This window comes from Paenibacillus sp. IHB B 3415 (assembly GCF_000802655.2).
GTDB classification, from domain to species: domain Bacteria; phylum Bacillota; class Bacilli; order Paenibacillales; family Paenibacillaceae; genus Paenibacillus_AQ; species Paenibacillus_AQ phytohabitans.
Map to the genome: position 1 here is coordinate 95,651 of NZ_JUEI01000004.1, position 25,218 is coordinate 120,868.

Here is a 25,218-nt window from a genome sequence, read left to right on the forward strand (position 1 = left end):
TCTGCCCGTGCGGTGAATCTTACAGGGCCAGTAAGCGGTAGCAGCAGTATGCTGCCAGACCTATGCTGGCCTCCAAGCTCCTCCTCCGTAACTTCCCCGCTTATTCCACAATATAATCCGACAGAATTCGCTCCACCGAAGAAGCGAAGCTTTTGCCGGCGCCCCAATCGAGCTTAAGGATCAACCCATTGGAACCTCCCGCCGGAATAAGCCGGACATTACTTCTGCCCTTCAGATTATCGACTAGGATCACCAGCGCCGCCTGATTACCGGACCGGAAATAATACCGCTCATAGACCAGCGTCCCGATCATCTTGCCTTCACCGAGATCATTCAGCTCCTCGTACAGCAGCTCCGACTCCTGCGGCATTCCCTCTTTGATCAGTGCAAGCGTCTCATTGGGCTGCAATCTAACATCGAGTTGATAGGCCTCATTCATGCTCATCACCAGCCACATCCCAGCGATGACGGAATTTCTCCAGCCGCGGATGCAGTTGTGCCGGCGCTTCTGACAACAGCAAACGCAGCTTGACGATCCATTCCTCGAATGAGGAATAGGACGCGAACAGATTAGCCATCTCCGGAGTCAGATAGAGAAAATACGGTGCGGAATAGACCTCACTGATATGGCGCAGCGCAGAATCGAGCGGGGTGTATTTCTTGCGTTTCCCCTCCAGACTTTCCACCGTAATGAAAGACCGGCCCTGATCTCTTTTCCACTCATGCAGCCGGTCCTCCCGTTTATAAAAAGCCTGCACCGGCTCCTTCGTCATCCGTCTAACGGTTTCTTCATGCAGCGGATACAGCACCAGCTTGGTGAATTTGCGCTCTATCGCTGTCTCAGCCGCCTTCAGCAAATCCATATCCGAGATATGCTCGAATGAATCATAGAAGATCAAGGTCCCTTTGCGTTCACCGGCTGGCGGTTCATAACCATAAGGCACATGCTGAATGTCTCGTTTCATCATTACCCTCCTGTGAGCTTCAATATCTACAGCATATCATGCTACCCCGGATCGCGTACAATTCTGAGACCTAGAAACTAAGCCCTGAATGGTAATACTCGCCAAAAAAAGCAGCGGTGCCATGATTGGCAATCGCTGCTATATGTTAGTGTCGCGCAGTGCAATGACATTCTGTGCCCAGTATATCTAATACCGGCTGGCAGGTGCCATCTTCCCTACAAGACGGTGAGTCCGTCAGGCTCTGAAGCGGATTGCTCCGCCTGCAGCCGGCAGCGCCGCAGAAACACTTCGACGAGATCCTTAGCCCGGACCACCAAATACTGATCAGGAAAGCGGAAATCTGTTGAACAAGCGGTCAGCACGTAACCCGGATCTACCGGATATTGCCTGAACGCATGATCGGGCAGCCGGTCACTAAGCACAGACTGCTCATACTTCAAAGCGTACTGCTCGGAGAATACAGAACGGATTGGAATCGTCAGGCCAATGCCCTCCATCTTCAGATAACTCTCCTTACGCGTCCACAAGTCATAGTAATAGCGTATTTGAGCCTCTGATTTCAAGCTCTGGTATTGCTCCATTTCTTCAGGGGACAGGCTGTACCGGGCTAACGCCGGATTTATGGCAGCCATCTTCTGAATGTCGATTCCAACCCGCTGTCCCTTGCGGCTGACGATACCTGCTACCCATTTTCCCGAATGTGAGAGGTTATAGTCCCACGGTTCGCGCATAGCAGACAGCCGGGGTTTGCCAAACACCCCTTTGTCAAAACGGATCTCATCATTCCGCATTCCCTCCATATCCATGGCGAACATCCGGGCAAGGATGTCTCCGATAAGAGACCTGCGAACATCGTCTTCACGTTTCAGCCGGCTGCTGCTCATCCGGCGCTCCGGTGACACATGGGGCAGCAGCTCAGGAACCGAAAAAGCGGTCCCGAGTGATACAGCAATGATATGCATGAACGGCCATGCCTCCTATCGGTTCTCCGATCTATTCCTGCTGCTCCCGGAACCAGCCCAAGGTTTCTTTGACTGCATCCTTGTAAGCGGTTGGAGTATATTCCGGGAACCGCTTCATGAATTTGTTCTCGCTCAGCACCAGCGGATACTGGAATTCGTATAGCAGCTCATGGAATTCCTTAGCTTCTTTATCGAATATACCTGCCAAACCAACGGCCCAGCCCGGGAGGGTCCGGCATTTCCTTGGACTGTCTGCTTCATCCTGGATGATATTCAGGAACTGGCCGCCTTCAATCGCCCCGGAGCCCGACACATGCCATTCCCCTTCTTCCCCGCTATCCGCCAGCAGCACGGCTGCTTTGGCCGCATCGCGGATATAGACCAGATCATGGGGAACATCCAGCCTGACCGGCCAGGCGATGGTTTTGGCCTGCAGCGCTCCGTTGAATATCGGGCCGAATACCCTGTTCGTAACGTTGGGTCCATAGTAGTCGGGATAACGCGGAATGACATAGCGGAAGCCCTTCTCCGCTGCCCGCTTCTTCAGCAGCTCCTCCAGCTGGTTACGGAGCTTCCCTTTTCGGGTAAGTGCCGCCTTGGGATGGTTTTCATCTGCAGGAAGGTATTGGAATCTGCCGTATCCGTAAACATTGCCGGGAAATACCAGCGTCTGCCCGGAATGCAGCTTCGCGGTTACCCGTTCCAGCGCTTTGGGCATGATCGTGTACCAGTCCTGGTAAGGCACATTAAGACAGAAGTAGACCGTTTTTACTCCTGTCAGCAGAGAAGCAAGAGCCCTTTCATCCTGTATATCCAGTGAAGCCATAGTCAGCAGCGGTCCTCTCAGTCTGCTAAGTGCCTCATTAGAACGATGATAGGTCGCTGTTACCAGCTTACCCCGCCACAATAATTCTTGGGTGATGGAATGGCCCAAACCGCCATTGCCTCCGATTACGAGATTCATAACATTACCGGCTCCTTATCGAGCGTATGAATACCTTCAGCCACCAGCTTCACGGTTTATTCAGTCTGCCCGGGATGATGTTTAGCAGTTATGAAGAACCGTTACATGCCGCTTCCTCAGGAACTGCCGGATATAGAACTGCTGCCGAATTCTTAACCTGCTATTAGTATACAGCCAAGAATATGCTGTCATCATTGGGATAATTTGACGATTATTGTCGTTTGAGGTCCTTAATATGTAGATATGGTGAATTATTGCGATTCAATAGTTTTGCAGCACCCTAAGTTAATCTTCGCCGATCATTGTTCCGGTCAATCATCATTTAAGAGCATTCAGTCTCTGGTCCGCATATACCGCCGCGCCAAGTGTGCCCGCCCTGCTGCCCAGTTCGGCCTGAACGATCCTGCATCTGCCTCCTGAGAGTTTCAGCGCATGAGCATTCACAGTGCCGCGGACGCTGCCCAGCAGCCGGTCTCCTGCGGCAGCCATGCCGCCTCCAATAATGATCAGCTCCGGGTTCAGCAGATTAATTACATTAGCCAGACCGTATCCCAGCAGTTCTCCGGTTTCATGCATGACCTCAATCGCCAGCGGGTCCCCGAGATCATAAGCCTCCGAAATCATTTTTGAGGTAATTTGCCCGTCATCCTCATTGGTCCAGGCCTGGATCAGACTGCTCCTGCCATCCAGCAGCTTCTCTTTGAACGTGTTGACCATACCCACAGCAGATACATACCTCCCGAGGCAGCCGGAGCTCCCGCAGCGGCAGGGCCGGCCCTGCCTGTACATATTCATATGTCCGATTTCACCAGCGCTGAAGGTTGTTCCGTACAACACCTTGCCGTCATGGACAATGCCTGAGCCCACTCCGGTTCCAAGTGTGAGCAGCACCAGGTTACGGCATCCTTTTCCGGCTCCCTGCTGCCATTCCCCATATAAGTTAACCCGCACATCATTATCGATGTAGACCGGAAAATCGTAAAAGGGCTTCATTGCATTCACTATATGTACTTGTTCCCACCCGGGAAAGTTCGGCGAAAAGATCGACAGGCCTTCCTCCGGGTCCAGCAGACCGGGAATTCCCATCCCCATACAGGTGATCTGCTGCTGATCTATCCCTTTGCCCTCTGTCAGCTGCGTAACGGCCATCCTGATCCGCTCCAGCACATGCGCCGGTCCTGCCGCCGCTTCCGTTGGCAGAGACAGCTCCTCGACTGCCTTAGAATCCCTATCGAACAATCCCGCTTTGATATTGGTTCCGCCCAAATCGACGCCTATAGTATAATTGTTCATCGCTTCTGCTCCTTTACAGTAATTGTCCTTGTCCTTACTTTACTCTCACCACTTATTATGCGCTTTCATTTATTGGGCAGGTAGGATTTTTTGAGCATTGTTATAGTATTTTCTACACAAAAAGGGCCGTCCGTGCCAGCCAATGAATAGCTGCTTGGACGACCCTGTATGATTTTCTTTGCGGAATCCCTTAAGAACCCGCACCTTTATACCGCTTAACCCCATAGCTCCAGGCCATCAGGCCGATGCCGAGGAACACTGCACCCACCACCGGGGTCAGCAGCGCCATCCCCTTCATCTCATCGCGGTGAAGGAACAGGGCTGCCGGATAGATCCCGACAAATGCAAACGGGATAATCCAGGTGAGCAGCACCTGAATCGCCCGGTTGTAGATCGTAACCGGATAACGGCCGTAGGTCTGGATATTATACATCAGCGGCAGAATACCCGTCGGCGCATCTGAGTAGAAAGACAGTGAAGTCAGTGTCGTATAGATGCCGGTATAGATTGCTACCGCACTGAGTGTCAGGATAATCAGCATCGGAATCGTCCACCATTCGAACGGCAAGCCCAGATTGCTGCCGCTAATTGCCATAACAATCAGTCCGATGAAGGAGCCCACAAGTGAAGGCGGGTCCACATTTTCCAGGAATATCTGGAACAGGTTATGCGCCGGACGGGTCAGAATGCGGTCCATCTCGCCTTTGACGATATATCGCTCACTGAAGCCCCACATATTCACGAAGCAGCTGAACACGCCAAACGGCACCATAAAGAAGCCGTAGACGAACACCACTTCGTTCTGATTCCAGCCGCCCAGGCTGTCGGTATGCATGAAAATGACCAGAATGAAGATAAAGTTCGTTGCCTGGAAGAGCAGATCGGAAACAACCTCCACCCAGAAATCAGCGCGGTAGGTTAACCTTGTCTTCATATAATTTTTCAGATATTCAATTAACAAGCCCAAATAGTACATTCCGGCTCAACCTCCCTGCACGAACAGCCGCTGGCGCGCTGCGTGATATAGCCAGACAATCGGAACCAGCAGGACCAGGAACCAGATCACCTGGATGCCCAGCACATTCCAAATGCCCACTCCCTGCACACGGCCCGTGAATACGGAACCCGGCAGATACGTGATGGCCTGAAAGGGCAGAACCTTGAGAATGGACGATAACCAGCCCGGAAACAGCGTAATCGGGACGATCAGGCCGGAGAACAGGTCAACGATAACACGCTTCATGCGCATCATCCCCTCATTATTCTCGACGAAGAATGCAGAGAGCCCCGTTATGATATTAATCTGTGAGCTGATCAGGAAGCTGAAGAAGAGCATTACCAGGAAACCGATCCAGGCGGATGGTTCTGTCGGCAGCTGCACCGGAAACAGCAGAATGGCAATCACCATGCCCGGAATCATCAGCATCATGAAGCGGAACAGGCCTTCGCCAAGTCCCTGCATCATTTTGACCAGAACATAGTTATAAGGGCGGATGAACTGAATCGCGATGCTGCCGTCACGGATATCGGTAGAAATCTCCCTGTCCAGGTTATTGAAATAGAACGCCCGGGCCATCCACGAGACAGCCACATACGTAGTCATCTGTGCTCCGGTAAAGCCTCCTAGCGACTCCCCGTTGCCATAAATAGCTTTCCAGGTGAAATAGTTAACCCCGATATTCAGCGTGTAGATCAGAATTCCTGAATAGTAATTGATCCGGTAAGCCAGCATCGTCAGGAAGCGGATGCGGATGAAATCGAAATAAGCGCCGAGCAGCAGCCTGCGTCCATTCTCTCCGGAACCGCCAGAAGAGCCCCCGGAGGAGGCGACTGCACCATTAAGCTGCTCAGACATGGATAACCTCTTTCTCATCTCGGAGTGCTGCTATCTTCTCTTCCGGTTTCTCTGCCGAACCTGACTGATAAATACTGCGGACAATATCATCCGTGTTCGTCTCAATGATTTTGATGTCTGTAATATCTGCCTGTCCAACCACACGGCCCAGTACATCCGATACATTCAGCTCGAGCGGAATCCATACCTTGGCACCCAGCTCATTCTCGGCGGTCCAGGTAACCGGCATCCCCTCTGTCCACTGCACCAGCTGCTGCAGCTTCGTAGCGGTACCGAACTGGAACTGCACCTCACGTCCGGTTCCCCACCGCTGCTTGAGATCCTCCAGACCCCCGTCATAGATAATCCGCCCGTCATCCAGCATGATTACCCGCGAGCAGAGCGCTTCAATATCCTGCAGATCATGCGTCGTCAGCAGGATGGTTGTACCATGCTCACGGTTCATATCCTTGAGGAACTCACGAATCTCTGACTTCACGACAATATCAAGGCCAATCGTCGGCTCATCCAGAAACAGAATCGACGGGTTGTGCAGGAGCGCAGCGACCAGCTCACAGCGCATCCGCTGTCCGAGACTGAGCTTGCGTACCGGACGGTTCAGCAGCTCCTGCAGCTCCAGGCGCTCGACGAGCTCATCCAGCCGTTTTTTGAAATCCTGCTCGGAGACCCGGTACACCTTACGCAGCAGCTGGAACGATTCGATGACACCGATATCCCACCAGAGCTGGCTGCGCTGTCCGAATACGACTCCGATATTCTGTACGAACTTCTCCCGTTCCGCATACGGCACGAAGCCGCCTACAGAAAGACTGCCGGCGGTAGGTACGAGAATCCCGGTGAGCATCTTAATCGTGGTCGATTTGCCGGCCCCGTTCTCCCCGATGTATCCGCATATTTCGCCTTCCGGAATACTGAACGAAATGTCCTTCACTGCGGTCACTTCGGAATATTGCCGTTTAAACAAATCAGCGAAGGCCCCTTTGAGGCCCTCGCGGTTTTTTTGGACTTTAAATGTCTTGCGCAAGTCCTGCACTTGAATAGCATTCATAGGTTACCTCACTAAGCTAAGTATTGGGTTCAGTACCCCATTATAATAGAATGAATCCAAAAGTACTACCTATTTCCCTTACCATTCTGCTCTGCCAGAGTACGGCCGGCTTATTTAGCTACTCTGCCCTCAAAAAAATCCGCGCTCTGCACAGCCTCCAGATGTCCGGAGCGGGCTACTTTGGTCCGCAGATACTTTTCGTTGAAGACCGAGACATCGCCCCATAGCGGTACTCTTTTGACCGTGTTCATTCCGGCAGCTCTCAGAGCTTCCATCTTCTTCGGATTATTGGTGATCAGGGTCACCGGTTTGCTGCGCAGGGACTGAAGCACACTGATCGCGTCTGTGTAATCTCTGGAATCATCGGCAAAGCCCAGCTCCAGATTAGCTTCAACAGTATCATATCCTTCTTCCTGCAGAATATAAGCCATGGCTTTGCTGAACAGGCCGATGCCTCGTCCCTCATGATTAGCCAGGTAAAAGAGTGCTCCGGAACCATGCTGGGCAATCATCTTCATCGATGTGTGCAGCTGGAAGCCGCAATCGCAGCGTTTGCTGCCAAAAATATCGCCGGTGTGGCAAATGCTGTGCATCCGGATCAGCGCTTCGTCGGAGTTCTCGAAATCCCCATAGACAAGAACGCTCGACTGTTGTCCATCCGCAAGGTTCATCGAAGACAACCGGCTGATAAGCAGCTCGGTAGCCTCTTTACCTTCCGCTTGCTGAAGCTCTTCATCCGTCACTTTCAGCCAGCTGTACCATTTGAAGGTAACGGTCTCCCCGTCCAGGTTCACCGGCAAGGTAATGGGACCAACCAGTATATTCGTGGAATCATCCATGGAGATCCGTTTGATTTTGTTCTGTAATATGGAAAGGATATCGGGTTTGATCATGAGTGCACCGTCCTAAAGTTTTGATAGCATTAGCTTCTTCGATTCCGTTTCGCAAAACTTGCTTCGGAAGCATACACTTAGTTTTGATAGCATAGCCTAAGCAACTTTTCTCCCAAAAATGCGTAATAGCCTATGCCTGGTTCGTAAAATTTTAATATTCATTATTTGCACTAGTAACTATTTGTAAGTTAGTTTATCATTGTAATATAAGTTCGTCAAGTTATAATATATATTTAAATATTAATGATTACTTATTGTAAGTTTATGATATAATGAATGTTGAGGTGATGCTAATGAACAATTTCGAGATGTGTCCACGCTTCGAAAAAGCGGTGGATGTGCTTAGTAAACGGTGGGTTGCACTAATCGTATTCGTCCTGATGGATGGTCCGCGGCGATTCGGGGAAATAGAGCATTGCTTATCCAATCTTAGCGGCAAAGTATTATCCGACCGGCTGAAGGAAATGGAGAACGAAGGCATCATTCAGCGCACGGTGTATCCTGAAATGCCTGTGCGTATTGAGTATTCGTTGACCGACAAAGGCACAGCACTGGCTCCCATTCTTGGTGAAATCGGTAACTGGTCCACGGATTGGATTGAGATTGGCGTGACCAAATGATTGCCGGCCTGCATGCGAAGCAGCGCCCCTGAAGTTCCTTAACCAGGAAACTTTGAGGGCGCTGTTTGTTTGTCTTATAAATCCTTGCGCTGAAAATGCAGAATTCCTATCGCAAATACAATTACGGTATAACACACAGCATATACGATGAATGACACTGACGGGTACGCGCTGATATTAATGATGCTGAGTCCGCCGTTACTAAGAGAAACAAGACCTCCAATCTCATTCAGACTGAACAGCTCGGCGGTCATTCTGCGCTGCAAGGCATCTGCCGGCATCAGCATCGACATGATCCCGGTCAGATTATGCAGCACATTCAGTGCGTCATTCTCCAACCGCAGCGATCCGCTAAGCTTATCGAGCATTCCTCCCAGAAACCCTGCCCCATATAGCATCGTCATGAACACACCGTTACCCAGCGCCGAGAAGATCCCTGAGCCCAGCATGGACACGGAGATTAATAATGGAACCACAGAAGCAAACAGCAGAAATGACTTCACTAGTGCTGCCGGATCTCTGGGAACACTCGCATGGGCGCTTGTGATCAGCAGGATAGCCAGAAATAGAATGAAAGCATAAACTACACCCAGTGTTACGAAACCGAGCCAGCGGCCAAGATACCATTTCCAGCGGGGCAGCGGCCGGGGCAGTAATGCCTGCATGACTCCCTGTTCCGCTTCCCCGGCAATTACCGAGAACGAGCTGAAAATCGCCAGAAAGGCGATTACAAAAGCGCCGAAGAAGTATCCCAGACTAAGAATAAAGGCGCCGTTCGTAAATCGTGTGAACAACTCGCTCCCGTTATGTACAGACCCTGCCCCGGGGTCATTCTTTCCAACCGTATCGGCCACAAACCAGAAGGCGATCAGAAAGACAAACGTGAGCAGCAGAGTCAGCAGCATCACCTTTTTGCGCAGCATTTCCTTCCAAGTCATTTCAAGTATGGTACTCATTCGCTCTCTCCCCTATGGCTGAGTCCGGATACAGCATCCATGAACCACTCTTCCAGCCGTTCTTGTTTGCGGGTTACTTCATATAGAGTCATCCCCTGCTCCACAATCAGCCCGTTCAGCCAGCCCGCCTGCTCTTCGTTGTCCAGCTCTGCTTCCAGCCATACGACACTGCTGCCTAATTCCGGCTCTTGTCCGGTTCCCTGCCCGGTTTGTCCGGCTCCAGCGGCCGTCTGCCGGATGGTAAGCCCTGTATGCTCATTCAGCCAGGACAGCAAAAAAGGCGTATACCCGCCCACTTTGAAATGCCAGCTGGTCCGCTTGCTCAGGATCTCTGATACTTTGCCGTGCCGCAGGACCGCCCCGTTATTAAGCAGGGCCATCCGGTCGCACAGCACTTCAACATCCTCAAGCAAATGGGAGTTGAGAAATATCGTGATCCCCCTCTCCTTCAGCCGCTCCAGAATCATCCGTACTTCCATTCTCCCTATTGGATCAAGAGCAGAGGAGGGCTCATCGAGAAAAATAATTTCCGGCTCATTGACCAGCGCACAAGCCAGTCCCAGCCGCTGCTGCATTCCCTTGGAATAATGCTTGACCCGGTCCTTCCCGCGCTGACCAATGCCCACTTCCTGCAGCAGCTGTGGAATCCTTCTATCCGCCAGAGTCTTCTCGATCCGGCATAGCTTGGCATGCAGTCTGACTACCTCTTCTCCGGTTAGCCACTCCTGATAGCGGTATAGCTCCGGCAAGTAACCCATCTTGGCTTTGGCTTCAAGAGAACCGAGAGGGTGACCCAGGATGGAAGCATTCCCGCCCGTTGGAGAGATGAGTCCCACCAGCATTTTGACAAAAGTACTCTTGCCGGCACCGTTGGGGCCGAGGAAGCCGAAGGCTTCCCCTTTCCCCACAGTGATGGTAACATCCCGGCAACCGCGTCCATTAGTATACTCTTTGGTCAGGGCGTTAGCATCAATTGCAGGTACGCTGCTCATTGTGTGATCAACTCCTGTACCTTCTGAATGAACTTATCTCTATCCGGATAGACATCTCCGCCAGTAAGCTGGAGCATCTGACCATCCTGTACCCAGACTGCAGAATAGCTATAGCCTCTGCTGAACTGCATTTCGGTAAGAATAACAGAGGTGTCGGCCACCGTAATCTGTTCATCATTGCTGCCCTTTATCAGCGGCATCGGAATATCACCGGACAGAATCCGGCTCTTCTGCAGGTCGCTTCTTAGATAATCGGGAATTAACGGAAAGTTAACTACCGCATCCAACGCTTCATCTATATCTATAGAAGGATCAACGGTAACTACAGGTGTATTCATCTGTGACAGAGTAGCCCAATGCTCCTGATCTGGAGACAGGTCATAATTCACAATTTCGGGCAAATGCAGTGTGAGCGGTTTCCCGTCCACAGACTCCGGCAGCAGATCGTTCGAGCCTACACGCTTCAACGCCTGATTCACTTCATCCACGTTCAGCGTAAGGGTAATATCACGGGACGCGCTTACCTCTACAGTCTTCATATTAGTGATATCTTGGCCCTTCAGGGGTTCATATCCCAGCACCCCTTGTATTTCCCCAACCGGGAGCTTGCCCTCGACAGATCCGTTAGCGAATGTGAAGGTGCCGAAGGAATTCATAGTTTGGTTGAAATTACCTTCCCCGCTCACCTGATAGAACATATCCCGCAGATCACTCTCTTCGACAACGGCTACATCCTGCATCCGGAACTGGTTCAGGATAGCAGCCATGGCGGTATTGCCCACTGGAGTAGCCAGGATAGCGGCGAAGATGGCAACCCCTGCAGCTGCAGCAGACCATTTACGGCTGCGGCTAAGTCCCGGTCTGCGTGATTTACGGACGGTATTCTGCGGAAGCTCTGAACCTGTATTTTCTCTTGCTCTTACTGAAAATATAGAATTGATTCCGCTTGCCGCAGAATCCGCTTTAACGGTTTCCTCTGTTTGATTCGCTAGGACTGCCTCCCGCTTGCCCCAATCCGCCCATACCGGATTCACCGGTTCTTGTCCGAGCTTCTCCTGCAGTTTAGCCCATGCTTCGTCTGTTCCAGCAGGCTGAGAATTCCCGTTCTCTCTATTGTTCATTGCTTCATTCCTCCCGGATGATCTTATTCTTGCGGAAGCGACTTCACCGCATGCTGTTTCAATTTGGCAGTAGCCCGGCTTAACAACGTGCCTACCACCGGCGGTTTCACACCGAGCTCTCCGGCGATCTCCGCATAGCTGTAACCCGAATACTTAAGCAGCAGAGCCTGCCGGTCCCGCTCGGGAAGCCCGTCCAGCCAGTTCCTCACATCTTCCTGGTCCAGCTTGCCCAGCACTATTTCTTCCCCCGTAGGGGCTGAGGCAGCTGTGTCGTACATTAACTCCTGCTTATTAATCAGTCTTCGCTCCCGCACTTGCTTGTTCAGGTAATCGTATCCGATCCGTGTAAGCACTCTATGCAGCCAGGCTCCCAGAGCTTCGGGATCATCCGGCGGATTTCTGTACAGTCTCAGAAAGACCTCCTGCGCCAAATCATCGGCTGCACTCTCATCCCTTACAAGCGCGGCCAGCTTTCGGCGCACGATTGGATAATGTGTATAAAAAATCGATTTAAAGTTGTCTGATTCCGGAATGTCCATCAGGTAATCCTCCTTATCCGCTGCAGCTATAAGTAAGACGAAGGCTGAAGCAGATTTGTATCATTCCCGTTCCAAAAGTTCCATCTCATTCTTACCATAAGAGCTGCGGATACGCAAAATAACCCCACAAAGTGGGGCCTTAAGTTCGATAATTATTCAATTAACAGGCACTTCCCGTGCCCGACATATCCATGTTAAGTATTCAGATAATTACCATCCGCAAGATCAGAATATCCATAAATGTGACAAAAATTAAAGAAAAAACGCACCAATTTAGTATAGACAGGTTGCTCTGAACGGTAAAATATAGTAATTTTAAAAGTGTAAGCTATTATAAATTGAGAGGTGGAGCTAACGATGGAAAAGATGTGTATGGAAATGATGATGAACATGTGTATGGAGGACATGATGTGCAAGATGAAGAACATGAAGATGTGCATGGAAAAAATGACCGAAATGGGCATGATGGACATGGATATGGACATGATGATGAAGAAAATGCAGGAATGCGATGAAATGATGACTATGTGTATGACCATGATGCGTGAAGGAATGCAAATGTCCAAGTAAGTGACCGCAAGTTGTTGAAGTGAATCCGCTAAATTCACCTCAACAGTATATTCGCATATCATGGCAGAGCAGACTAACTGCATGCCATTTTTTATGTCTTTTTTTATTACTATTTTATATCTATTTATTATTCCTCTATATTTACCTTTTCATATCTCCGCTTACTTCTTATTTATCTGATCTTGATATACCGCTCTTGAATCTGTTTGGCTACGGTGATCCGCTCCATCTTCAGCTCCCAAATCTGCTCTTTCCACCGGTCGCTACCCTCAGCATCCTCATGATCTCTCAGCTTATCGAATAACTGCAGCAGCATGAAGTTAATGTGATCGAACCGCGACCAAAGCTCTCTTACGCTATCCACTTGTTTCTGTGCTTCCGCAAGCTCTTTATAGTTCTTCAAGCGATCCAGGAGATCAGCCTGCCACTGTTCATCGTTAATTGCTATGGCGTAATTTAGAAGATCCAGATAATCATCGATTGACATGTGTACCGACTCCTTAATTTCTTTATACCAAGTATTATACTCGGTATTATGTATATTGCAATAGTTTGCGTAAAAAAAGCAGACATCCAAGATGTCCGCTTCGGAATAACTATTACGCTGCAGAGTTACATCAGCTTTTTGATATCATCCTTAATCTGCTCGGACTGTGGTCCGAATACAATCTGTACGGCCCCTTGACCCAGTCTCATTACACCGGAAGCGCCGAGCTGCTTGAGTGCGGAATCTTTAACCGCCTTATCATCATTGACGTTAAGACGTAGACGGGTAATACAGGCATCAATGCTGCGGATGTTCGCAGGGCCGCCGATGTTCTCCAGAATTTTAGCAGCTCTGGAAGAAGCTGATACTGTTCCCCCGCCTTTGGACAGGTCAATAACTTCATCATCCGTGTCATCTTCACGGCCAGGTGTTTTGAGATTGAACTTGACGATGACGAAGCGGAACAATACATAATATAATAAGAAGAATGCCAGCCCTACAGGGATCAGAACCCATGCATTAGTTGAGAGCTTGAGGTTGGTCAGGTAGTCAATCAGACCTGCTGAGAAACTGAAGCCCAACCGTACATCCAGAATATACATTACAGCCATAGACACACCGGTGAGAAGCGCATGCACCAGGTACAGAAGCGGTGCCACGAACATGAACGAGAATTCAAGCGGTTCAGTGATACCTGTAAGTAGTGATGCAATGGCAGAACCAATAAAGATCGATGCTACCATCTTTTTCTTTTCCGGTTTCGCGGTGTGAATGAATGCAAGCGCTGCACCGGGCAATGCGAACATCATAATCGGGAAGAACCCGGTAGTGAACATCCCTGCACTTTTATCTCCAGCCAGGAAGCGCCAAACGTCACCATGGACGACCTCGCCAGCTGCATTCGTAAAGTCGCCGAGCTGGAACCACGCAATGGTATTAATAACATGGTGAAGACCAATAGGAACCAGTAGGCGGTTCGCCGTACCAAAGACAAAAGCACCAATTGCGCCAAGCCCTACTACACCATTCCCGAAGTCACTGATGACATCCTGTATCGGGCTCCATATCATACCGATGAAAACCGCCAATACCATTGTCGAAGCTGCCGTAACAATCGGAACAAATCGTTTGCCCGCAAAAAATCCGAGCCAATCCGGCAATTTGATATTATGATATTTCTTGTACAGGAAGGCTGCCCATGCACCGGCAAAGATACCGCCGAGCACACCCATATCCAGCACTACATCGTCACCTATGAAACTAAAGGTTGCAGGTACGATCAGCAATACTTTGATAAGGACCATATAAGCAATAAGTGCCGATAAAGCTGCTACGGCATCCCCGGCAAAGCCGATGGCAACCCCCACTGCAAAGATCAGGGCCAGATTGCCAAAGATCGCACTGGAACCTGCGTTTAAGAATGGAACCACATACTGGTTCAAGAAACCGCCGATCGCACTGCCCAGATGCATATCTTTTTCATAATCGAGAAGTCCAAGCCCTTGCAGAATCGCTGCCGCCGGCAATGTGGCGACTGGAAGCATCAGAGACTTCCCTAACTTCTGTAAAAAAGCTAACATAATGAAATCATCTCCCGGTTTCATATTAGTACGTATATGTTTTTATAGCATTGAAGCCACTGTAAGAATACTGTTCTTCCCTGCAGTAACGGAGCCGTAATGGAAGTCCACAACCGGCGTATACTCCGCGTTACTGGTCACAATGACCGGTGTAATGGTACGGTATCCGGCGGTGCGGATAGCCTCCAGATCGAATTCAATCAGCGTCTGGCCTGCTTTCACTTCATCTCCGGTAGCAATACTGCTGATGAAGCCGTTTCCCTTCAGGCTGACCGTATCGATCCCAATATGCATAAGCAGCTGCAGACCGGAGGAATGCTCCAGGATAAGTGCGTGATTGGTTTTGACCACATGGGCGATTATTCCGTCAAAGGGAGCGATTAATCTGCCCTCGGTCGGTTCTATGGCAATTCCCTTGCCCATATGCCCGCCGGCAAACGTCTCATCCGGTACTTCAGTTAACGGAACGGCTTGCCCGCTGACTGGAGCGGATATCTCAATACTTGCTTCAGCATGTTTCTCTTCTTTTTTTGATTTCCATCTGGAAAACATAAATGTCACTCCTTGCTGCTGTTATTTATTTTTCTCTAAGGTTTGGAATAACCGGTGCAGATGCATGGCAAGGAAGCATATTTCTTCTTCCGGTACGTCTACACCGAGCTTGCCTTGCATGATCTTTCCCATTTTGAGAGCCAGCTTGTATTCATCCTTGTATTCTTTCTTGATGTGCTTCACGAATGGATTATCAATGAGCGAACCCTGCAGAATCCGTTCAATAGAGAATCTCAAATGAACCATCAGCCGGACATGATTCATACTGCCCTGTTCAAAAATAATATTGCGTTCGTTGCGGATCATATCCATCAGATCACTGACGATGTTGGAGGCTTTAACCAGCTGACCAACTGGCACATTGCTGACCGCAGAATATACGTGATAGGTGAGGAATCCGACTTCATCTTCAGGAATCCGCACCTCGAATTCCGCGCTGATCTTCTCCGCTGCCTTGTAAGCGATCTCAAATTCCTTGGGAAAGGTCATCCGGGTTTCCTCAAGGAACGGATTGACAATGTCCATACCGCTCCGCAAGCGGAATATGGTGAACTGGATATGGCTGGGGAGCGCCAAATAGATCTTGTCGTTTAACTTGCCGGGAAACTCACGGGCGATATCCGAAATAATCTCATCCGTAATCCTCATGACCTTGGAATCTATATCTTCCAGCAGAATCTGATACTGGCTCCATTCTTCCCGGTCCTCCAGCCGAAACAGCTTCTCAATCCGGGGATCATCCGCATCAATCACACCTGCGTCTTTAAGCGCAAAACCGATGCCCTTGCCGATAATCACGTATTCCTTGCTTTTCTTGCCTCCTTGGACCATTACGACATTATTTCCAATCACCCGCAAAACCTGAAATTGTTCATTTTCCCTCGCCAAGTTCTCCCTCCTTTCCGTCCATTGCCTGATTTTTCGCACAAAAAAGAGCCAAGACTGACTCAAATGATTGAGATCAGATCTTGGCTCATGCCCTATAAAGGTAACACGCCACTTGCATATAAATGATCATTTATGATCTCATAATAAATCATACCTTGTATTCCGTCAATGGGTTTTTCGAAAAGTCAAGTTTTGCCCCTGCCGGTCTGGCTGTATCGTTGTAGTCTGCACCATTATTCAGTATTTATGCATAATAATCCCTTAATTTCGTATAAAAAAGAGTCAGACAGAGCTCTCTAGAAGGAGTTCTTGCCTGACTCTTCAGTTGTAGGCTTATTAAGCCCGTTCCTGTATCCACCGGCACATCCGGCTGACTACATCTTTCATTACTACAGGTTTGCTTATGAAATCTGATGCTCCAGCGGTCAGACACCGTTCACGGTCTTCCTTCATAGTCTTGGCTGAAATCGCAATGATCGGAAGCTCTGTGAGTAATAGTTCTTCCCGGATAATAGACAAGGTATCGTAGCCATCGAGATTCGGCATCATGATGTCGAGCAATACAATATCCACGTCAGGCTGTTCTCTGACAATCTGCAGACACTCGTAACCTGTCTGGGCAGTGAGGATATTCATTTCATAAGGCTCCAAGCCCTTCTGCAGTGCAAAAATATTACGCGCATCATCATCAACAATCAGAACAGTTCTGCCCTTAAGCTTCTGGAACTCCTTTTCAAACAGTAAATCCTTGCTGTGGGCCAGCGTCCCCCGCCGGACAGACTCTGCCTGTTCAGACGCTGCTGCAGCCTGAGCCTGCCCCGGGAGGCTATCTGGCTCTTCCCCGCTGTCCAGCTCACGGCATGGAAGATAAAGCGTGAACGTGCTGCCTACACCCTCTTCACTCTCCAGGCTGATATGTCCGCCCAGCAGCTTGGCTAACTGAAGCGAGATGGATAGCCCCAATCCGGTTCCTCCGAATCTCCGGGCAGTTGTCCCGTCAGCCTGACGGAAGGCCTCAAAGATCAGTTCGCGGTTCTCCGCCGAAATGCCGATACCCGTATCTTTTACAGCAAAGGAAAGTAAGGATTCATTCATGGCGTAATTCATATCCGAGTAGGAATCCAGCTTATGGACATCCACAGAGACTGAACCATGCTGTGTGAATTTGAACGCATTGGATAGCAGATTACGCAGGATCTGGTGCATCCTCATTTCATCGGTGAAGAACAGATCGGGAACCTCCGCGCCAATGGTCACCTCAAATTCTAAATTCCTTCCCTCAGCGAGCTTACCGAAATAACCTTGCAGCAGGGACGGCAGCTCTGTAAGATTAACGGCATCCATTTCCACCAGCATTTTGCCGGCCTCCACCTTGGAGAGATCAAGAATATCATTAATCATACTCAGCAGATCACTGCCGGAATTGTAAATTACAGAGGCATACCCCTGTTCTTCTTCTGTCAATGTGTGATTGCGGTTCTCCGTAAGCAGCTGTGAGAGAATTAGCATGCTATTGAGCGGTGTGCGCAGTTCATGTGACATATTGGCCAGAAACTCCGATTTATAGCGGGAGCTTAGCTCAAGCTGTTCATTGTACCGCTCCAGCTCTATTGCTGCGTTCTCTGCCACAGACTTCTGATCCTCAAGCTCCTTGTTCACTGTCAGCAATTCACTGGTCTGGTTCTGCAGCTCCTCCGTCTGTACCTGAAGCTCCTCCGATTGCACCTGAAGCTCTTCGGATTGCACCTGTAGCTCTTCATTCATAACCTGTGAATCATGCAGGAGCTTCTGAATCTCCATCCGGGTCATTACGGAATTGACGGTCACGCCCATCATTTGCAGCAATTCATCCAGCAGCTCGAAATGATATGGCGCCCACCGTGTAAGCGCAGCAACCTCCAGCACCGCTACGGTCTTGTTCTCAAAAACAATCGGAGCGATGACCGCAAACCGCGGAGCAGTCCTGCCTAAACCAGAGGAGATATAAATATAATCCTCCGGCAGATGCTCAATAATGTTAACCCGCTGATCCAATGCGCACTGGCCGATCAGGCCCACTCCAGGCTGAATCACATCTGCACTTAGACGGGCTTCCTTGTTCTCGGATCCCGCATAGGAGTACCTCCGCTCAAAGAGCTCATCACGATTAAGCACAAATATAGTGGCGTACTGCATTTCCAGCATTAGCGACAAGCGATTGACAAAAATCCTGCACAATGCAGCCATATCCGTCGTTTCCTGCAGTGCAATGGACATCGAGGTAAGCTGTTCGCTGTTCCACTGATCCCGCTGCACAGTGTCCAGCAGGCCATTGGTCGCTTCTCCCAATTCATAGATTTCATCAAACGTTTTCACTTTTATTCGTTCCGACTTATTCCCTCCGCTGGCTATTTCGTTAATGGCCCGGATTACACTGTGCAAAGGATTCACAATGCTGGCTGAGAGCAGATAGGTAATGAGTGAGGCTAATACGGCTACAAGACCCCAAAGAATGTACATTGTAATGAGCAGCTTATGGTTGCTGTCTTTAAGATTGCTTATACGCTCATTGGTAAGCGTTCGTTCAATATCGCGGAAGTAATCGGATTGCGAGCGAATCGCATCGATCACAATTTTACCTGCATCATTGCGAAAAAAAGCACTTACAGTCTCATTCTGACCATTCCGCTTCAGATCAACTACATATTGGCCGGCCTCATCGATCCATTTCTCAATATTATCTGAAATGTTATTCAGGTTCCCCACTTGCTCTGGATTATCTATAATCAGACCGTTTAGCTTCGCGAAATTAATCCGCCATTCTACAAGTCCGTTGTTATATGGTTCCAGGTAAGACTCATCCCCGGTAAGGGCGTATCCCCTTTGCCCGGTCTCCATATCCAGTACATTTTTCTCGATTTGATATGTAAGTTCATGAACCTTGATATCATGGTCACTCAGGAACACGGTTTCTTTCTCCAGGCTGGTAATCCTGTTGGAGACGATAACCAGAAACAGCCCCAGCATGAATAAAATGATGACATATCCAAGTGCGATTTTGCCACGGATCTTCAAGCTCCACGCATGCTTCTCCGGCAATGGTTCAACCCCCATCTTGCGTTATAATGTACTGCATTTCCTATAATTGTTAAGGCTGGTGCAAAGGTTAATCGGTAGACCGGTTTCCAGGTGTGCAGTCCTACAAATATCCTTCTGTGCGCGGCAATCTGTCCTTGAGCTGCCGTACATTGGCTTCCAGTTTAATAATAATTTCTTCCAAATCCAGCGGGTCGATCCCTTTGATAACCGGAGCAGGTGCTGTTGCTGCCTTGGCCTCGGCCTTCAACTCCTTCATTTCAATCTGCTGCTCCTGCCACTTGTCCATCAGATCGGCAATGGTAGCATAGAACCGCTCATAATCCTTAATTACACTATCCAGAAACGTATCCACTTCCTCGGCATCGTAACCGCGAAGCTTCATGCTGAATTCCTTCTCATGAATAGTAAGTGCATCCAGGGTAATACCGAGCTGGCTGAACAGCTTTCTTTGCTTGTCCAACCGGCGTTTCATATGTTCGTCCATTTAAGTAACCTCCAAAGTTATGCTACATTCATCCGGCAGTAATTATTATAACAGGGTGAAAGCAACCTGAAAACATCACTAAAGTTGCATTTCAACAGAAGTGAGCCTGCTGATTGCACTCTTGAACAATAGGGTAAGGAAAGATTACAACAGTATAACTACTACGCACACCCGAAAGGAAGATAACCCGATGAGCCACTTAACAAAATCAGAGTTGACTAAGCTCCAGCAGCTACTTGAGGAGCGCAGAACAGAACTGGAACAGCATTTCTCCAGCAACGGGGCTGAAGACAGCCTGCAGGCCGATTCACTCACACTCTCTACGGGAGAACTCTCTTCTGTCGATAACCACCCTGCCGATACAGGCACCGAAACCTTTGAACGCAGCCGCGACCTGTCCATCAACACTTCACTATCCGAAGAATTAACCGATATCGAAGCTGCCCTCCAGCGGATCGCAGACGGTACTTATGGAATCTGTGAAATCAGCAAGCAAGAAATTCCTTATGAACGTCTTGAAGCCATCCCCTACACCCGTTACGCCGTTGAATATGCCCCATCCAGCCAGAATTCAGACGTGCGTCCCGTGGAAGAAGAAGTCATGACTCCGCCGCCTTCCGGCGCAGGCCAGGGACGGCAGGAGCATAGCGGGAGATTCGATGACGCCGGTGCCTGGGAAGCTGTCGAAGATTATGGCAGTGCAAGCTCACCTGTCACCCCTCCGGGCCAGGATACCGGAGAAGAGGATTCCTGAGCTACCGTCAGAATGGTGGGTCAATAGATTAGCTTCAAAAGTTGTCTGCTACCGCTTTATTCAGTATCCCCAGACAGCGGTCCAGATCAGTCTTCACCTGCTTTTTGTACAGCTTGGCCTTCTCCTCCCCGTCGGCAGTGAAATGATATAGGACAATCTCCTGAAAATCGACTTTGGGATCACTGCCCTTTAGCTGCTTCGTGCGGTAAAGTATCCCCTGCTGCACTAATTCATGCAGCGCCCGGTAAATTTCACTTTGGGGAGGAGAATACCCATACGCTTTGAAATCTCTCCGCAAATCCTCCAGCATCTGATAACCGTATCCTTTGTGCTGTTCCACCATAGTAATCAGATATACTTTTATAAACGCCCGCTGGGCAATCATAAACGCCATAGGACACCTCCTGGGTGTTTTTTTGATATGGATTCTTGATATGGATTCTTTGATATGGTTTTTCGAAATGGATTCTTGGCAGTTTGTTTTGACTTCCTTATAACCCTAGTATAAACCCTATTTCCCATCTTTCACAACAAGTTATGCCTAAGTAAAATTCAGGACATCGGAAGGGTTTGAATTATAGCTTCCTTTTTCCGGTTTGAAAAAGTTTGATAGGTACATGTCGAGTTTGGTTTAAGGCGTATGGGTGTGTAGGTACGTGGTGGTATTTTTTTGCATTTCTATTGTGAATTTTTCATATGTTGAAATTGCAGAATACTAGGAATTCAGTGCAGCGAAGTGCCTTTGCTTGCTCAAGCGGACTGAGAAATCGTTATTTCGCTGAAAACCCACTTTATACGGCTGAATCGGACTGAGATTCCGTTATCTTGTTCATTTGAGTAAAAATCGGGGCATTTCAGAATGCTTAACGGAATCTCAGTCCGCATTACATGCTGATTAGTCATGAAGAGCCCGCCAAGTTCAGGGTGACGAAATATACATTCGCTCAGTTCTATCTTGATCACCCTATGAGGTGGGGTGTTTTATGTTTCTTGGCAGTTGTATTCCTGTACTGACTGGACTTATCTATTATTAATTTATTAATTTGGGAGTTTATTTATAGGGATCTATTTATTGAGCATCTAAAAAAGAAAATATAGATGTTGAGTTTGTTTAATTTTATCAAACTATTATGAACTTTTCACATAGTGATATTATATCAACAGATTTTCTGGGTTTGTTCTTTGATCTTCTGTTGGTCTCTTGTTGGTCTTCTGTTGTTCTTCTGTTGTTCTTCTGTTGATCTTCTGTTGGTCTTCTGTTGATCTTTTGTTGGTCTTCTATTGGTCTTCTGTTGTTCTTCTGTTGGTCTTCTATTGTTCTTCTGTTGGTCTTCTGTTGGTCTTCTGTTGGTCTTCTGTTGGTCTTCTGTTGTTCTTCTGTTGTTCTTCTGTTGGTCTTCTGTTGTTCTATATTCATTTATTTTATCGATCTATTTCGTCTTTCTTTTTATTTCATTTGTTTTTGTTTGTGTGCGTGTTTCTTGGTCGGTTATTGATTTTCTATTTTTCTTTGTCTGTTTTCCTTTGTGTGTTTTTCTCGGTCTATTTTTCTCTGCCTATTTTTTCTCTGTCTATTTTTTTGTCTGCTTCCCTTGTCTGTTTGTATTCTTTGTTTATTTGTTTCTTTCTTTATAATGCTGGAGTTTCTAATGTGAATTTTTCATGTATTGAAATTTCACTTCACATTACAAATTTATTGTTGTAAATGCAACATAAATCATGTACTATTTTTTTACCACGATTTGAAATAATATTACGGGCTGCAGCAGACATGGTAAGATTACCCGAGCGAACAGTCCTAAATGTTGTACAAATTGCAACTTGTATGTATTGATCCAAGGTGATTCGTAAGGATTGTTGTATGAAATACAAGAATCGCCCCGCATAGCCGCTTGAATACAGGGAAATGCTGCTTTTTCTACAACAATTTTCGAATACACTCGATATTATGCCGGGAATGTTGTATTTCGTGCAGGATTTTTAGTTAGTGTCGTTAGTCTCTGAAGTTCAGCAGCTTATACAGGGTAGTTGTAATAACGGGAGCTTGTTTGGAATAAGGAGGAATCATAAATGAGTATAACTATAACAAAATGCTCGGCCGGCGATTTGGGCTTACTTCAAGAAATTAGTGTTGAAACCTTCAGGGATACATTTGAACATCAAAATTCAGCGGAGGTTATGCAAGCCTATTTAGAGAAAGCTTTTAACCTGGAGCAATTAAATATTGAGTTGTCTAATACCGCTTCTGAATTCTATTTCATCTACTCCAAAGGCGAGCCTGCCGGGTATTTGAAGGTAAACACGAATGAGGCCCAATCTGAAAATATGGGTAACCATTCGCTTGAAATCGAGCGGATCTATATCAGGAAGCCTTTTCACAAACAGGGACTTGGAAAATATCTGATAAATAAAGCCATAGCAATTGCGGTAGAGCGGAATAACGAGAAGATCTGGCTTGGCGTGTGGGAACGAAACGGGGATGCGATTGCTTTTTATACAAAAATGGGGTTTGTCCAGACGGGTAAGCACTCTTTCTATATGGGTGACGAGGAACAGACTGATTATATAATGACCAAAACGCTTAACAGCACCGCAGCAGACGGTACAAAAATCACTGCAGCTAAGCTGGGAAATTCATAGATCCTACGGACTCTTAGACGATATCTGCTCTATATCCCTCCACAAAGCAAAGACTGCCCCAGGCCAAATGCTCCTGTAAGGCAGTCCTTGTTATCATTTATGATCATGTTCAGGTCAATTTGCCCATTTAGAGTTTGTCGCGGTTATAGAGATCCGGATCTCTGTCGGCGTTCATCGCGCCTCTGTTGCCCAGCGTGTTGCCGACCCTCGTATCCTCAGGAATAATATCGGGATTCGTAGGTCCACGGTCTGTAAGTGTGCTGTTTGCGGTATCATCCGCATAGAGGCTGTCGTAACGGCTTGCGTTAAGGGAACGGTTGCCCCGGAAAACATTATGGATGTCCCTGCCCCGGCCGTTGTCATCAACGAGGACGAGGATTTTGCCGCTGTCCACATATCCTTCGTAATCACGGGCTTCATCCTCCGGAATGCCGAGTCCGATTAATCCGCCCACCAGTCCGCCTGCACCTGCGCCGATTGCAGCACCTGTTAAAGTGGCTACAATGGGACCTGCTGCGAGGATCGGGCCTATCCCCGGGATAGCGAGTGCGCCGATTCCTGCGAGTAATCCGGTGATTCCGCCGACTACGCCCCCGGTTGCCGCTCCTGTTGCTACGCCTTCCGGCGCCATCGTTCCTGTATCCTCGGAAATGCTTTTTAAATCATCACGATCCCGTGTAATTACTGAAATATCGTCGTTAGTAAACCCTTGGCTCTGCAAACTTTCAATTGCTCTGGTCGCTTCTTGTTCTGTGTCGAATACACCTACGATTTTATCTGTCACTTGAAGCCCTCCTTCGAAATTGTCGTTCGCTATTGTATTACCCGTTCACAGGTGTGCCAAACAGCGATTCCAACACTTTGCGGGCTAATTTGCGTTAATATGCAAAAATGTTTATTTTGACGGACGGGTGCGGTTGGTTGGAATAGCCTGCAGCGGATCATCCGGCCAGTAGTGCTTGGGATAGCGGCCTTTCAAATCTTTTTTGACCTCAAAATAAGTGCCCTGCCAGAAGCTGGCCAGGTCTGAGGTCACCTGCATCGGCCTTCTGGCCGGAGACAACAGATGCAGCAGCACCGGAATCTTCCCTCCGCCAATCCTCGGCGTATCGGTCTGCCCGAACATTTCCTGCAGCCTCACGGCCAATACCGGAGATCCCGGATTGCTGTAATCCAGTGGAATACGCGACCCGCTAGGCACGGTAATATGCGTGGGCGCTTCTTTGTTCAGCGTCTGCCTGCTGTTCCAGTCCAGCATACTCTCCAAAGCCTGCGTCAGATTCACACGCTGCAGATCGCGCAGATTGCGCATTCCATGGATATACGGGGCCAGCCAGTCGTCCAGGGTATTGCACAGCGCAGCATCGGACATATCCGGAAAGTCCGCCCGCAAGGCATGCAGGAAGCCCATCCGCTGGCGCAGCTGGATGGTTCCCTTTTCCCACGGCAGCAGTTCCAGCCCTTCTGCAGCAATCACTTTCAGCAGTACGCGTTCCGTCTCTTCTGCGGTTGCGCGTTCATGCGTCGTCTCCTTCAGGATGAGCGCGCCCAGCCGGGTTACTCTGCGCGCTTTCACGCTTCCGCTCTCGCTGTCCCAGTAGACTTCGCGCTCTTCAAGAAGGCTGTCCGCATGATGCTTCAGCAGATCCTGCTCGGAGAGCTCTGCGGCAAGCATGATCCGGCTCTGCCCGGCACGGTCATCCACGCCGGGCGCCACAATATAGGGCGAGCGCGCCAGCGGCTGGCCCTCGCGCATCGCCGCCCCCCGGCCGCCGGAGAGGAGAAACGCGCCATCGCCGCGTTTTTGCCCGATGCGGTCGGGATAGGCGAACGACAACAGCAGCCCGCTGAGGCTGATGTTGTCAGGCGGTCCGCCCGGCGCTGCCTGCAGCTGCGCCAGGAAGTTCCGGCTCTCGCGCTGCACCGCGCGAAGGGCCGCCGAGTCCGCTCCGCCGCCGGCAGCGGAGCTTCCGGACC

General features: G+C 49.0%; 26 protein-coding genes. 4 read left to right on the forward strand and 22 right to left on the reverse strand.

The window, feature by feature from the left end:
• Positions 1–100 precede the first annotated feature (100 nt).
• The 9 genes from QW71_RS02565 to QW71_RS02605 all read right to left on the reverse strand — a co-directional run bounded on the left by QW71_RS02565 (position 101) and on the right by QW71_RS02605 (position 7,980).
• A complete protein-coding gene (locus tag QW71_RS02565) occupies positions 101–445 on the reverse strand; it encodes a DUF6054 family protein (RefSeq protein WP_052769846.1) in 345 nt (114 codons plus the stop codon).
• Positions 432–965, reverse strand: a complete 534-nt coding sequence (locus tag QW71_RS02570) for a hypothetical protein (RefSeq protein WP_039292813.1) — start codon at positions 963–965, stop codon at positions 432–434. The genes QW71_RS02565 and QW71_RS02570 overlap by 14 nt, the downstream gene beginning before the upstream one ends.
• Before the next feature lie 215 nt (positions 966–1,180).
• Positions 1,181–1,927 carry a 4'-phosphopantetheinyl transferase superfamily protein gene (locus QW71_RS02575; RefSeq protein WP_039292815.1) on the reverse strand — a complete coding sequence of 249 codons (747 nt, stop codon included), beginning with the start codon at positions 1,925–1,927 and terminating at the stop codon, positions 1,181–1,183.
• Between the two features lie 31 nt (positions 1,928–1,958).
• A complete protein-coding gene (locus QW71_RS02580; protein WP_039292818.1) occupies positions 1,959–2,891 on the reverse strand; it encodes an NAD-dependent epimerase/dehydratase family protein in 933 nt (310 codons plus the stop codon).
• 318 nt (positions 2,892–3,209) lie between these two features.
• Positions 3,210–4,184, reverse strand: coding sequence for an ROK family protein (locus QW71_RS02585; protein ID WP_039292821.1), 975 nt, complete (start codon positions 4,182–4,184; stop codon positions 3,210–3,212).
• 190 nt (positions 4,185–4,374) lie between these two features.
• The gene (locus QW71_RS02590; protein ID WP_039292825.1) at positions 4,375–5,160 is read right to left on the reverse strand and encodes an ABC transporter permease; all 786 of its coding nucleotides are present in this window, start codon (positions 5,158–5,160) and stop codon (positions 4,375–4,377) included.
• A gap of 6 nt (positions 5,161–5,166) precedes the next feature.
• On the reverse strand, positions 5,167–5,961 hold the full coding sequence (locus QW71_RS02595; protein WP_039292934.1) for an ABC-2 family transporter protein: 795 nt from the start codon (positions 5,959–5,961) through the stop codon (positions 5,167–5,169).
• Positions 5,962–6,031: 70 nt separating this feature from the next.
• Positions 6,032–7,087, reverse strand: coding sequence for an ATP-binding cassette domain-containing protein (locus QW71_RS02600; RefSeq protein ID WP_039292828.1), 1,056 nt, complete (start codon positions 7,085–7,087; stop codon positions 6,032–6,034).
• Between the two features lie 110 nt (positions 7,088–7,197).
• Positions 7,198–7,980 (reverse strand): GTP cyclohydrolase II, encoded by a 783-nt coding sequence (locus tag QW71_RS02605; RefSeq protein WP_039292830.1) that lies wholly within the window; start codon positions 7,978–7,980, stop codon positions 7,198–7,200.
• A gap of 293 nt (positions 7,981–8,273) precedes the next feature.
• On the opposite strand from QW71_RS02605, the gene QW71_RS02610 reads away from it, so the two are divergent.
• A complete protein-coding gene (locus QW71_RS02610) occupies positions 8,274–8,600 on the forward strand; it encodes a helix-turn-helix domain-containing protein (RefSeq protein WP_039292833.1) in 327 nt (108 codons plus the stop codon).
• A 74-nt stretch (positions 8,601–8,674) separates the two neighbouring features.
• On the opposite strand, the gene QW71_RS02615 is transcribed toward QW71_RS02610, so the two are convergent.
• Genes QW71_RS02615 through QW71_RS02630 form a run of 4 tightly spaced genes read right to left on the reverse strand, consistent with a single transcriptional unit; the run spans position 8,675 to position 12,208 of the window.
• Complete coding sequence (locus QW71_RS02615; protein WP_039292836.1) at positions 8,675–9,556, reverse strand: ABC transporter permease; 882 nt, start codon at positions 9,554–9,556, stop codon at positions 8,675–8,677.
• Positions 9,553–10,548, reverse strand: coding sequence for an ABC transporter ATP-binding protein (locus QW71_RS02620; protein WP_039292839.1), 996 nt, complete (start codon positions 10,546–10,548; stop codon positions 9,553–9,555). Before QW71_RS02620 ends, QW71_RS02615 begins: the two co-directional genes overlap by 4 nt.
• Positions 10,545–11,669: a hypothetical protein gene (locus QW71_RS02625; RefSeq protein WP_039292842.1), complete on the reverse strand. Its 1,125-nt coding sequence runs from the start codon at positions 11,667–11,669 to the stop codon at positions 10,545–10,547. The genes QW71_RS02620 and QW71_RS02625 overlap by 4 nt, the downstream gene beginning before the upstream one ends.
• 23 nt (positions 11,670–11,692) lie before the next feature.
• A complete protein-coding gene (locus QW71_RS02630; RefSeq protein WP_039292846.1) occupies positions 11,693–12,208 on the reverse strand; it encodes a sigma-70 family RNA polymerase sigma factor in 516 nt (171 codons plus the stop codon).
• Between the two features lie 357 nt (positions 12,209–12,565).
• Between QW71_RS02630 and QW71_RS02635 the strand changes: the two genes are divergently transcribed.
• Positions 12,566–12,778 carry a hypothetical protein gene (locus QW71_RS02635; RefSeq protein ID WP_039292850.1) on the forward strand — a complete coding sequence of 71 codons (213 nt, stop codon included), beginning with the start codon at positions 12,566–12,568 and terminating at the stop codon, positions 12,776–12,778.
• 172 nt (positions 12,779–12,950) lie between these two features.
• On the opposite strand, the gene QW71_RS02640 is transcribed toward QW71_RS02635, so the two are convergent.
• The 6 genes from QW71_RS02640 to QW71_RS02665 all read right to left on the reverse strand — a co-directional run bounded on the left by QW71_RS02640 (position 12,951) and on the right by QW71_RS02665 (position 19,847).
• Positions 12,951–13,265: a hypothetical protein gene (locus QW71_RS02640; protein ID WP_039292853.1), complete on the reverse strand. Its 315-nt coding sequence runs from the start codon at positions 13,263–13,265 to the stop codon at positions 12,951–12,953.
• Between the two features lie 125 nt (positions 13,266–13,390).
• Complete coding sequence (locus QW71_RS02645) at positions 13,391–14,845, reverse strand: PTS transporter subunit EIIC (protein WP_039292856.1); 1,455 nt, start codon at positions 14,843–14,845, stop codon at positions 13,391–13,393.
• A 42-nt stretch (positions 14,846–14,887) separates the two neighbouring features.
• Positions 14,888–15,397 (reverse strand): PTS glucose transporter subunit IIA, encoded by a 510-nt coding sequence (locus tag QW71_RS02650; protein WP_039292858.1) that lies wholly within the window; start codon positions 15,395–15,397, stop codon positions 14,888–14,890.
• Positions 15,398–15,418: 21 nt separating this feature from the next.
• Positions 15,419–16,285 carry a PRD domain-containing protein gene (locus tag QW71_RS02655; protein ID WP_039292861.1) on the reverse strand — a complete coding sequence of 289 codons (867 nt, stop codon included), beginning with the start codon at positions 16,283–16,285 and terminating at the stop codon, positions 15,419–15,421.
• A 336-nt stretch (positions 16,286–16,621) separates the two neighbouring features.
• Complete coding sequence (locus QW71_RS02660) at positions 16,622–19,363, reverse strand: CHASE3 domain-containing protein (RefSeq protein WP_039292864.1); 2,742 nt, start codon at positions 19,361–19,363, stop codon at positions 16,622–16,624.
• A gap of 100 nt (positions 19,364–19,463) precedes the next feature.
• On the reverse strand, positions 19,464–19,847 hold the full coding sequence (locus QW71_RS02665) for a DivIVA domain-containing protein (protein ID WP_039292867.1): 384 nt from the start codon (positions 19,845–19,847) through the stop codon (positions 19,464–19,466).
• Between the two features lie 190 nt (positions 19,848–20,037).
• On the opposite strand from QW71_RS02665, the gene QW71_RS02670 reads away from it, so the two are divergent.
• Positions 20,038–20,601 carry a TraR/DksA C4-type zinc finger protein gene (locus QW71_RS02670; protein WP_039292870.1) on the forward strand — a complete coding sequence of 188 codons (564 nt, stop codon included), beginning with the start codon at positions 20,038–20,040 and terminating at the stop codon, positions 20,599–20,601.
• A 34-nt stretch (positions 20,602–20,635) separates the two neighbouring features.
• Here QW71_RS02670 and QW71_RS02675 read toward each other — a convergent pair whose 3' ends face one another.
• Positions 20,636–20,995 carry a helix-turn-helix transcriptional regulator gene (locus tag QW71_RS02675; protein WP_039292873.1) on the reverse strand — a complete coding sequence of 120 codons (360 nt, stop codon included), beginning with the start codon at positions 20,993–20,995 and terminating at the stop codon, positions 20,636–20,638.
• 1,676 nt (positions 20,996–22,671) lie between these two features.
• Here QW71_RS02675 and QW71_RS02680 point away from each other — a divergent pair.
• Positions 22,672–23,241 carry a GNAT family N-acetyltransferase gene (locus QW71_RS02680; RefSeq protein WP_047013571.1) on the forward strand — a complete coding sequence of 190 codons (570 nt, stop codon included), beginning with the start codon at positions 22,672–22,674 and terminating at the stop codon, positions 23,239–23,241.
• A gap of 127 nt (positions 23,242–23,368) precedes the next feature.
• Here QW71_RS02680 and QW71_RS02685 read toward each other — a convergent pair whose 3' ends face one another.
• Both QW71_RS02685 and QW71_RS02690 read right to left on the reverse strand, forming a co-directional pair.
• Positions 23,369–24,025 (reverse strand): general stress protein, encoded by a 657-nt coding sequence (locus QW71_RS02685; RefSeq protein ID WP_039292876.1) that lies wholly within the window; start codon positions 24,023–24,025, stop codon positions 23,369–23,371.
• 111 nt (positions 24,026–24,136) lie between these two features.
• Positions 24,137–25,218: ATP-dependent helicase C-terminal domain-containing protein (locus QW71_RS02690; RefSeq protein WP_039292879.1), on the reverse strand; the 1,082-nt coding region annotated here is incomplete at its 5' end.

Excerpts from the sequence above, each read along its gene's own strand:
- QW71_RS02645 (WP_039292856.1), bottom strand. The coding sequence starts at position 14,845 with ATGTTAGCTTTTTTACAGAAGTTAGGGAAGTCTCTGATGCTTCCAGTC.
- QW71_RS02630 (WP_039292846.1), bottom strand. The coding sequence starts at position 12,208 with ATGGACATTCCGGAATCAGACAACTTTAAATCGATTTTTTATACACAT.
- QW71_RS02635 (WP_039292850.1), top strand. The coding sequence starts at position 12,566 with ATGGAAAAGATGTGTATGGAAATGATGATGAACATGTGTATGGAGGAC.
- QW71_RS02570 (WP_039292813.1), bottom strand. The coding sequence starts at position 965 with ATGAAACGAGACATTCAGCATGTGCCTTATGGTTATGAACCGCCAGCC.
- QW71_RS02580 (WP_039292818.1), bottom strand. The coding sequence starts at position 2,891 with ATGAATCTCGTAATCGGAGGCAATGGCGGTTTGGGCCATTCCATCACC.
- QW71_RS02675 (WP_039292873.1), bottom strand. The coding sequence starts at position 20,995 with ATGGCGTTTATGATTGCCCAGCGGGCGTTTATAAAAGTATATCTGATT.
- QW71_RS02615 (WP_039292836.1), bottom strand. The coding sequence starts at position 9,556 with ATGAGTACCATACTTGAAATGACTTGGAAGGAAATGCTGCGCAAAAAG.
- QW71_RS02665 (WP_039292867.1), bottom strand. The coding sequence starts at position 19,847 with ATGGACGAACATATGAAACGCCGGTTGGACAAGCAAAGAAAGCTGTTC.
- QW71_RS02640 (WP_039292853.1), bottom strand. The coding sequence starts at position 13,265 with ATGTCAATCGATGATTATCTGGATCTTCTAAATTACGCCATAGCAATT.
- QW71_RS02605 (WP_039292830.1), bottom strand. The coding sequence starts at position 7,980 with ATGATCAAACCCGATATCCTTTCCATATTACAGAACAAAATCAAACGG.
- QW71_RS02620 (WP_039292839.1), bottom strand. The coding sequence starts at position 10,548 with ATGAGCAGCGTACCTGCAATTGATGCTAACGCCCTGACCAAAGAGTAT.
- QW71_RS02585 (WP_039292821.1), bottom strand. The coding sequence starts at position 4,184 with ATGAACAATTATACTATAGGCGTCGATTTGGGCGGAACCAATATCAAA.
- QW71_RS02650 (WP_039292858.1), bottom strand. The coding sequence starts at position 15,397 with ATGTTTTCCAGATGGAAATCAAAAAAAGAAGAGAAACATGCTGAAGCA.
- QW71_RS02610 (WP_039292833.1), top strand. The coding sequence starts at position 8,274 with ATGAACAATTTCGAGATGTGTCCACGCTTCGAAAAAGCGGTGGATGTG.
- QW71_RS02625 (WP_039292842.1), bottom strand. The coding sequence starts at position 11,669 with ATGAACAATAGAGAGAACGGGAATTCTCAGCCTGCTGGAACAGACGAA.
- QW71_RS02590 (WP_039292825.1), bottom strand. The coding sequence starts at position 5,160 with ATGTACTATTTGGGCTTGTTAATTGAATATCTGAAAAATTATATGAAG.
- QW71_RS02600 (WP_039292828.1), bottom strand. The coding sequence starts at position 7,087 with ATGAATGCTATTCAAGTGCAGGACTTGCGCAAGACATTTAAAGTCCAA.
- QW71_RS02680 (WP_047013571.1), top strand. The coding sequence starts at position 22,672 with ATGAGTATAACTATAACAAAATGCTCGGCCGGCGATTTGGGCTTACTT.
- QW71_RS02670 (WP_039292870.1), top strand. The coding sequence starts at position 20,038 with ATGAGCCACTTAACAAAATCAGAGTTGACTAAGCTCCAGCAGCTACTT.
- QW71_RS02575 (WP_039292815.1), bottom strand. The coding sequence starts at position 1,927 with ATGCATATCATTGCTGTATCACTCGGGACCGCTTTTTCGGTTCCTGAG.
- QW71_RS02565 (WP_052769846.1), bottom strand. The coding sequence starts at position 445 with ATGAGCATGAATGAGGCCTATCAACTCGATGTTAGATTGCAGCCCAAT.